Here is a 7,774-nt window from a genome sequence, read left to right as displayed (position 1 = left end):
CGGCCGGCGCCTCCGCTTTCGCGGAGCGCGCGGCCTTCGTCACCCCTGCGCGCGCCGCCACGCTCAGGCCGCCCGCGTTTCGAGCACTTCCACCGCCGGCAGCTTCTTCCCCTCGAGGAACTCGAGGAAGGCGCCGCCGCCCGTCGAGATGTAGCTGACCTGGTCGTGGATGCCGTACTTCGCGATGGCCGCGAGCGTGTCGCCGCCGCCCGCGATCGAGAACGCGGACGATTTGGCGATCGCTTCGGCGAGCGTCTTGGTGCCGTTGCCGAACTGGTCGAACTCGAACACGCCGACCGGACCGTTCCACACGATCGTGCCGGCCTTCTCGAGCTGGCTCGCGAGCGCCTTGGCCGTATCGGGGCCGATGTCGAGGATCATGTCGTCCGCTTCGATGTCGGCGACCTGCTTCACCGTGGCCGCGGCCGTCGGCGAGAATTCCTTCGCGGTGACGACGTCGGTCGGGATCGGCACCGACGCGCCGCGCTCGCGCGCCTCGTCGATGATCGCCTTCGCCTCGGCGACGAGATCGGCTTCCGCGAGCGACTTGCCGATCGACAGGCCGGCCGCGAGCATGAACGTATTCGCGATGCCGCCGCCGACGATCAGCTGGTCGACCTTGCCGGCCAGCGACTTCAGGATGGTGAGCTTGGTCGATACCTTCGAGCCGGCGACGATCGCCACCAGCGGGCGGGCCGGGTTGCCGAGCGCCTTGCCGAGCGCGTCGAGCTCGGCGGCCAGCAGCGGGCCCGCGCACGCGACCGGCGCGTACTTCGCGATCCCGTGCGTGGTCGCCTCCGCGCGGTGCGCGGTGCCGAACGCGTCGTTCACGTACACGTCGCAGAGCTTCGCCATCTTCTGGGCGAGCTCGTCCGAATTCTTCTTCTCGCCCTTGTTGACACGGCAGTTCTCGAGCAGCACGACCTGGCCCGGCGCGACGTTCACGCCGTTCTCGACCCAGTTCGACACCAGCGGCACGTCGCGGCCGAGCAGCTCGGCGAGGCGCTTCGCGACCGGCGCGAGCGAGTCTTCCGGCTTGAATTCGCCTTCGGTCGGACGGCCGAGGTGCGACGTGACCATCACGGCCGCGCCGGCGTCGAGCGCGGCCTGGATGGCCGGCACGGACGCGCGCACGCGGGTGTCTTCGGTGATGTTGCCCTGGTCGTCCTGCGGGACGTTCAGGTCGGCGCGGATGAACACCCGCTTGCCGGCGAGCTGGCCGGCGGCGATCAGGTCGGTAAGACGCTTGACTTGGCTCATGTTGAACAGATTGAAGTAGTGGATGGGGAAAGGGGGTTCACGCTGGACGTGCGCGGGCTGCCGCGAAAGGGCGCCGGATGCGGCCGTGGCTGGCGGTTCGCATGACGCGCACGGGTAAAAAATCTCGAACGGGCATTCTAGCCGATCCACCCGGCAGACTGACCCGCGGGCGGCGAATTCCGCCTATTTGGGATCGCGCGCGCAAACCGGCACATTGCCGCGGCGCAGCAATGGCCGCCCGCGGGCGGCCCGTGCCCGGCAGGCCGGAACGACGATTCATCAGAAGATCAGGCGCAGCACGGTGAACACGACCATGCCGACCACGATCGTGCCGAGCATGCTGCGGCGCCACAAAAACCAGCCGAGGCCGGCGAGCGCCGCGTAGAACGGATGGTTGGACAGTGCGAACGACAGCCCGGCCGGCGTTTCGAGCACGTCGGGCAGCACGACGGCGACGAGCGCGGCGGCCGGCGCGTAGCGCAGCGCGCGCTGCGCGCGTTCGGGCAGCACGGTGCGCTCGCCGCCGATCAGGAACAGCGCGCGCGTGACCGCCGTGACGATCGTCATCCCGATGATGACGATCCAGATCTCCGTCGCGCTCATTCGATCTCCTTCTCGTGCACGGTTTCGGTGCGGATGCGCCGCCAGTCGGCCCGTTCGACGAAGAAGTCGGCCGTGCAGCCGGCCGCCAGCGCGGCGAGCACCGCGAGCGGCAGCGCGAGCCGGTACGGCAGGTCGAACGCGACCAGCGACACGATGCCCGCGACCGCGACGGCCGCGAGCGTCGAGCGGTTCGCGACCGCCGACACCATGATCGGGATCAGCGCGAGCGTGCCGGCCAGCTCCAGCCCCCAGCTCGCGGGAAAGAAGCTCGCGAGCAGGATGCCGGCGAGCGACGACACCTGCCACGACACCCAGCTCGCGAGCGCCATCCCCCAGAAATACGCTTCCTTGCCCGGCACGTGGCCGTAGGCGAAGCCCTGTTTCTGGAACAGCAGGTAGATCACGTCGCCGTTGAAATAGCCGATCGCGAGACGCCGCCACAGCGGCAGGTAGGAAAAATGGGGCGCCAGCCCGGCGCTGAAGATCACGAAGCGCGTGTTGACCATCGCGGCCGTGAGCAGCACGGTCCAGATCGGCAGCTTCGCCGCGAGGAGCGGCAGCACCGCGAGCTGCGACGAGCCCGCGTAGACCAGCAGCGACATCGCGCTCGCCTGCCCGAGCGTCATGACCGACTTGCTCATCGCGATGCCGGTGACGAGGCCCCAGGACAGGATCGCCATCAGTGTCGGGGAATAGTCGCGCGCGCCCTGGATCAGCGCGAAGCGGTCGGTGGCGGACAATCGAGCGAGCATGGGAAAACGGGCCGCAGCGGGCGGTTCGTCGGAACGCCGGCGCCTCCTGCCGATGCATCCCGTCATTATTGGAATCGGTACCGGCCGATTATAGCGCCGGCCCCGCGCCGACCGACCGGATCGCCTTCAAATGACGCTAAAATATGCGCCTTTCCGGCTCAACGCTGCATACAACCGCATCCCAGGAGAAATCTATGTCAATGGCCGACCGCGACGGCAAGATCTGGATGGACGGCAAGCTGATCGACTGGCGCGACGCCAAGATCCACGTCCTGACCCATACGCTGCACTACGGCATGGGTGTCTTCGAGGGCGTGCGCGCGTACAAGACGGCCGACGGCAGCACCGCGATCTTCCGCCTGCCCGAGCACACGAAACGTCTGCTGAATTCGGCGAAGATCTTCCAGATGGACGTGCCGTTCGACCGGGAAACGCTCGAAGCCGCGCAGCTCGCGGTCGTGCGCGAGAACAAGCTCGAGTCGTGCTACCTGCGCCCGATCATCTGGGTCGGCTCGGAAAAGCTCGGCGTGGCCGCGAAGGGCAACACGATCCACGTCGCGATCGCCGCGTGGCCGTGGGGCGCGTACCTCGGCGAGGACGGCCTCGCGAAGGGCATCCGCGTGAAGACGTCGTCGTTCACGCGCCACCACGTGAACGTGTCGATGGTCCGCGCGAAGGCGTCGGGCTGGTACGTGAACTCGATCCTGGCGAACCAGGAAGCGACGGCCGACGGCTACGACGAAGCGCTGCTGCTCGACGTCGACGGCTACGTGTCGGAAGGCTCGGGCGAGAACTTCTTCCTCGTGAACAACGGCAAGCTGTACACGCCCGACCTGGCATCGTGCCTCGACGGCATCACGCGCGACACGATCATCACGCTCGCGCGCGACGCCGGCATCGAGGTCATCGAGAAGCGCATCACGCGCGACGAGGTCTACACGGCCGACGAAGCGTTCTTCACCGGCACGGCCGCCGAAGTCACGCCGATCCGCGAACTCGATAACCGCACGATCGGCAGCGGCGCGCGCGGCCCCGTCACGGAAAAGCTCCAGTCGGCGTTTTTCGATATCGTGTCGGGCAAGAACGCGAAGTACGCGCACTGGCTGACGAAGGTCTGAGCGCGCCGCGCCACCGACCGCCCCACACAAGAGTGATAAGAGAAAGTCTCATGAGTGAAATCAAGGAAATGCCGCTGGTCGAGCTGACGGCCAAGGATCTTCCCGCCTACTGCCCGAACCCGGCGATGGCACGCTGGAGCGCGCACCCGCGCGTCTTCATCGACGTGTCGCACGGCGAGGCGCGCTGCCCGTACTGCGGCACGCGCTACAAGCTGCGCGACGGCGAAGTCGTCAAGGGCCACTGAGCCCGGCCGGCCGGGCCCGCGGGCCCGCCGACCGCAAGGCGGCGCAGCCGGACAGCCGGCGCGCCGCCCTTCCCCATTCTGGCAACCCGAACGCGGCGCGACGCGCGCCGTGCTTCATTACGACATCGGAAGTCCACCTGATGCGTCGAGCGCTGGTTATCGCACCGAACTGGATCGGTGACGCATTGATGGCGCAGCCGCTTTTTGCGCTGCTGAAGAAACTCCATCCCCGCATCGCGATCGATGCGGTCGCACCCTCATGGGTCGCGCCCGTGCTCGAGCGGATGCCCGAGATCCACGATGTCTACGCGACCGATCTCGCCCACGGCAAGCTGCAGCTGCTGCGCCGCTGGCAGCTCGCGAGCGACCTGCGCGACGTCGGCTACGACGCGGCGTACGTGCTGCCGAATTCGCTGAAGTCCGCGGTGATCCCGTGGCTCGCGAACATTCCGCTGCGGATCGGCTACACGGGCGAGCACCGCTACGGGCTGCTGAACGTGCGGCACGCGAATCCGGCCAAGTCGGGCGAACGCCCGCCGATGACGACCCACTACGCGGCGCTCGCGTACGCGCCGGGCGCGAAGCTGCCCGAGTCGATGAAGACGCTGCCCGCGCCGCGCCTCGACGCGGACCTGAACGAGACGGCGCGCGTGTCCGCGCGTTTCAATCTCGATACGCGCAAGCCGCTCGTCGTGTTCTGCCCGGGCGCCGAATACGGCCCGGCCAAGCGCTGGCCGCCCGAGCACTTCGCGACGCTCGCGACGATCGTCCACCAGTCGTTCCCGTATACGCAGATCGTCGCGCTCGGCTCGCAGAAGGACGCGGCCGCCGCGCAGGCGATCGCCGACCACGCGCCGAACGTGCGCAACCTGTGCGGGCAGACGTCGCTGTCGGAGGCGTGCGCGCTGATCGCGCGCGCGAACGCGGTCGTCACCAACGATTCGGGGCTGATGCACGTCGCGGCCGCGCTGCGCCGGCCGCTCGTCGCGCTGTACGGATCGACCGATCCGCGCCACACCCCTCCGCTGTCGGACCTGGCGAAGGTACAATGGCTGCATCTCGAATGCAGTCCCTGCTTCGAACGCGAGTGCCCGCTCGGCCACCTGAAGTGCCTGCGCGAACTCGGTCCCGAGCAGGTATTCGGCGATTTGCGCGGCATGCTCGTCGGGCAGCGCTGACCCTGACCGGCAGCGTCGCACGGCGCGCCGGGCAATCCGATTCACCGGTGTACGGCGGCTCCATCCGGGCCGCCGTGCTGAATACGGCGCGCGACGCGCGCGAGAGATAACCCCGATGCCACGTTTTGCCCGCCTTTTCGAAGCCGCTGCCGATACGCTCAACGCCTACTACCAGGCCGTCGCCGATGCCAATCTCGACGCGCTGCTGGCGTTGTGGATCGACGAGGATTTCGCCAGCTGCGTATGGGCGGACGGCGAGCATCTGCACGGCCTCGACCAGATCCGCAGCGGGCTCGCGAACCGGCTCGCCACGCGCCCCGTGACGATCGAGCCGCTCGACATCCGCGTGTACGACAGCCTCGGCACGGTCGTCTATACGATCGCCGAAGCGCATCAGCAGGCCGACCTGACGGCCGAACCCGACATGGTTTTCGCGACGTACGTGATGATTCACGAACGCGGCGAATGGCGCATCGCGCACATCCACGCGAGCCCGATTCCCGAACAGGCGGCCGGGCAGTTCGCCGCCAAGATCCGTCACGGTCAGGGTCCGCTGCACTGACGAAAAGACGAAGCAACGCATACGCGGGGCGATCATGAGTACGGCTTCTCCGCCCACCTCGCCGCTGACCGGGGCTCCGGCTCCGGACAACGACACACTGCGCTATCGCGCACCGCGCTGGCTGCCGAACAGCCATGCGCAAACCATCGTGCCCGCGCTGTTCGCGCGGCGTGCGGTCGTCGCCTACCGACGAGAGCGATGGGAAACCCCCGACCACGACTTCATCGATCTCGACTGGGTCGCCCATCTCGACAGCGCGGCGCCCGCGCCCGACGCGCCGCTGTTCGTACTGTTCCACGGCCTCGAAGGCAGTTCCGGCTCGCACTACGCGCTCGCGATGATGGCCGCCGCGCGCGCGAAGGGCTGGCACGCCGTCGTGCCGCACTTCCGCAGCTGCAGCGGCGAGCTCAACCGCCAGCCGCGCTTCTACCATCTCGCGGACAGCGCCGAAGTCGACTGGATCCTGCGCCGGCTCGCCGCGCAGCATCGCGGGCCGCTGGTCGCCGCCGGCGTGTCGCTCGGCGGCAACGTGCTGCTGCGCTGGCTCGGCGAGCATCGCAGCGACACGTCGATCCTGCGCGCCGCCGCCGCGATCTCGACGCCGATCGACGTGCACGCCGGCGGCCGCGCGCTGTCGCAGGGGTTCGCGATGGTCTACACGCGCAGCTTCCTGAAGACGCTCAAGCGCAAGGCGCTGGCGAAGCTCGACCAGTACCCGGGGCTGTTCGACCGCGAAGCGATGCTGCAGGCCGTGACGATGCGCGACTTCGACGAGGTCGTGACCGCGCCGCTGCACGGCTTCGCGGACGCCGACGATTACTGGACGAAGGCGACCACACGGCCGCTGCTCCCCGCGATCGACGTGCCGACGCTGATCCTCAACGCCCGCAACGATCCGTTCCTGCCGGAATCGGCGCTGCCCGGCCCGGCCGACGTGTCGCCGGCCGTCGAGCTCGACCAGCCGGCGGACGGCGGGCACGCGGGCTTCATGACCGGGCCGTTCCCCGGCCGCCTCGACTGGCTGTCGGCGCGGGTGTTCGGCTATTGCGCGAAATTCGTCGACCATGGATGACATCGTCCGGCAGGCGCTCGCCAAATGGCCCAACGTGCCGCACTGTACCGGCTGGCTGCTGCTCGACCGGCGCGGCGAATGGCGGCTGCGCGACGACGCGGCCCAGGCGGCCGGCGAGCTCGGCTCGCCGATCCGGCATGCGGCGCTAAACGCATTCATCGGCCGCAACTACGAATGCGACGCGCAGGGCCGGTGGTTCTTCCAGAACGGCCCGCAGCGCGTCTACGTCGAGCTCGCCTATACGCCGTGGGTCGTCCGGCTCGCCGAGCGCGACGGACAACTCGTGCTCGCCGACCAGACGGGTGCGCCGTTCGAGCCGGACGAAGCGTGGCTCGACGATGCGGGCGGCGTGCTGTTTCGCGACGGCGGCACGCGGCGCATCGCGGCGCTGCACGATCACGACCTCGGGCTGTTCGCCGATCACGCGGATTTCGATGCGGAACCGCCCGTGCTGCGCTGGCGCGACGGCCGCACGCTGCCGCTCGGCAGCATCGCCTGCGCGGACGTGCCCGCCCGGTTCGGCTATGTCGCGAGCCCCGCCCATGACGCAGGACAGGCGGCCGGCAGCGGCAACTGACGCACCGCCGCCTCGCCCACGCAAGCCGCGCGACGGCCGCTATCCGCGGCCGTTCTTCTCGTCCTCGCGCTCTTCCTTGTAGCGCGCCTCGAACTCCAGCAACCGCGCGCCGATGATCGACTGCTCGTAAAACGACACGTCCTTCGCGTCGCGCGCTTCCTTCAACTGCCGGATCGCCGACGGCCACGCGCCGTCGAGCGCCAGTTTCTCCGCGAGCGCGCGGCGCCGCGCGAGCACGTCCCCCTTGCCGTCGCTCGCCTTCGCGAGATAGTCCCACCAGTCGGGCTGCTCGGGATCGGCCTTCGCCTGCGCCCGCGCGAGCGTCTGCGCGTCGGCAAAGCGGCGCGCGGCGATCAGCGCCTGCAGATGCGCGACGATCGCCGCGTGCGACGCCGGCCAGCGCCGCT

The 7,774-nt window shown here is 68.9% G+C and carries 9 protein-coding genes and 1 pseudogene; 6 read left to right on the top strand and 4 right to left on the bottom strand.

Annotated elements, in window-relative coordinates:
* Positions 1-63 precede the first annotated feature (63 nt).
* The 3 genes from G3N62_RS33250 to G3N62_RS33240 form a co-directional block, all read right to left on the bottom strand.
* Positions 64-1,260, bottom strand: a complete 1,197-nt coding sequence (locus tag G3N62_RS33250; protein ID WP_034189081.1) for a phosphoglycerate kinase — start codon at positions 1,258-1,260, stop codon at positions 64-66.
* Positions 1,261-1,539: 279 nt separating this feature from the next.
* A complete protein-coding gene (locus G3N62_RS33245; protein WP_034189080.1) occupies positions 1,540-1,863 on the bottom strand; it encodes an AzlD domain-containing protein in 324 nt (107 codons plus the stop codon).
* Positions 1,860-2,615 carry an AzlC family ABC transporter permease gene (locus G3N62_RS33240; RefSeq protein WP_034189079.1) on the bottom strand — a complete coding sequence of 252 codons (756 nt, stop codon included), beginning with the start codon at positions 2,613-2,615 and terminating at the stop codon, positions 1,860-1,862. The genes G3N62_RS33245 and G3N62_RS33240 overlap by 4 nt, the downstream gene beginning before the upstream one ends.
* A 194-nt stretch (positions 2,616-2,809) precedes the next feature.
* Between G3N62_RS33240 and G3N62_RS33235 the strand changes: the two genes are divergently transcribed.
* The 6 genes from G3N62_RS33235 to G3N62_RS33210 all read left to right on the top strand — a co-directional run bounded on the left by G3N62_RS33235 (position 2,810) and on the right by G3N62_RS33210 (position 7,367).
* Positions 2,810-3,733, top strand: a complete 924-nt coding sequence (locus G3N62_RS33235; RefSeq protein WP_034189078.1) for a branched-chain amino acid transaminase — start codon at positions 2,810-2,812, stop codon at positions 3,731-3,733.
* 50 nt (positions 3,734-3,783) lie between these two features.
* Entirely contained in the window at positions 3,784-3,978 is a 195-nt protein-coding gene (locus G3N62_RS33230) for a zinc-finger domain-containing protein (RefSeq protein ID WP_006749970.1), read from the top strand.
* Positions 3,979-4,118: 140 nt separating this feature from the next.
* The gene (gene waaF, locus G3N62_RS33225; protein WP_049029287.1) at positions 4,119-5,156 is read left to right on the top strand and encodes a lipopolysaccharide heptosyltransferase II; all 1,038 of its coding nucleotides are present in this window, start codon (positions 4,119-4,121) and stop codon (positions 5,154-5,156) included.
* A 115-nt stretch (positions 5,157-5,271) separates the two neighbouring features.
* The gene (locus G3N62_RS33220; protein WP_034178922.1) at positions 5,272-5,718 is read left to right on the top strand and encodes a nuclear transport factor 2 family protein; all 447 of its coding nucleotides are present in this window, start codon (positions 5,272-5,274) and stop codon (positions 5,716-5,718) included.
* A 34-nt stretch (positions 5,719-5,752) separates the two neighbouring features.
* Complete coding sequence (locus G3N62_RS33215) at positions 5,753-6,790, top strand: hydrolase (RefSeq protein WP_124671210.1); 1,038 nt, start codon at positions 5,753-5,755, stop codon at positions 6,788-6,790.
* Complete coding sequence (locus G3N62_RS33210) at positions 6,783-7,367, top strand: DUF2946 family protein (protein ID WP_059560438.1); 585 nt, start codon at positions 6,783-6,785, stop codon at positions 7,365-7,367. The genes G3N62_RS33215 and G3N62_RS33210 overlap by 8 nt, the downstream gene beginning before the upstream one ends.
* Before the next feature lie 39 nt (positions 7,368-7,406).
* Here G3N62_RS33210 and G3N62_RS33205 read toward each other — a convergent pair.
* Positions 7,407-7,774 (bottom strand): annotated as a pseudogene (locus G3N62_RS33205) (M48 family peptidase); the annotation flags it as partial.

Source organism: Burkholderia sp. Tr-20355, assembly GCF_017104685.1.
Classification (GTDB): Bacteria; Pseudomonadota; Gammaproteobacteria; order Burkholderiales; family Burkholderiaceae; genus Burkholderia; species Burkholderia seminalis.
Note: the sequence above shows the minus strand (reverse complement) of the source record. Positions and strands in the feature narration are given on the sequence as shown.

Coding starts and splice junctions, on each gene's coding strand:
- G3N62_RS33250 (WP_034189081.1), bottom strand. CDS start 1,260: ATGAGCCAAGTCAAGCGTCTTACCGACCTGATCGCCGCCGGCCAGCTC.
- G3N62_RS33245 (WP_034189080.1), bottom strand. CDS start 1,863: ATGAGCGCGACGGAGATCTGGATCGTCATCATCGGGATGACGATCGTC.
- G3N62_RS33240 (WP_034189079.1), bottom strand. CDS start 2,615: ATGCTCGCTCGATTGTCCGCCACCGACCGCTTCGCGCTGATCCAGGGC.
- G3N62_RS33235 (WP_034189078.1), top strand. CDS start 2,810: ATGTCAATGGCCGACCGCGACGGCAAGATCTGGATGGACGGCAAGCTG.
- G3N62_RS33230 (WP_006749970.1), top strand. CDS start 3,784: ATGAGTGAAATCAAGGAAATGCCGCTGGTCGAGCTGACGGCCAAGGAT.
- waaF (WP_049029287.1), top strand. CDS start 4,119: ATGCGTCGAGCGCTGGTTATCGCACCGAACTGGATCGGTGACGCATTG.
- G3N62_RS33220 (WP_034178922.1), top strand. CDS start 5,272: ATGCCACGTTTTGCCCGCCTTTTCGAAGCCGCTGCCGATACGCTCAAC.
- G3N62_RS33215 (WP_124671210.1), top strand. CDS start 5,753: ATGAGTACGGCTTCTCCGCCCACCTCGCCGCTGACCGGGGCTCCGGCT.
- G3N62_RS33210 (WP_059560438.1), top strand. CDS start 6,783: ATGGATGACATCGTCCGGCAGGCGCTCGCCAAATGGCCCAACGTGCCG.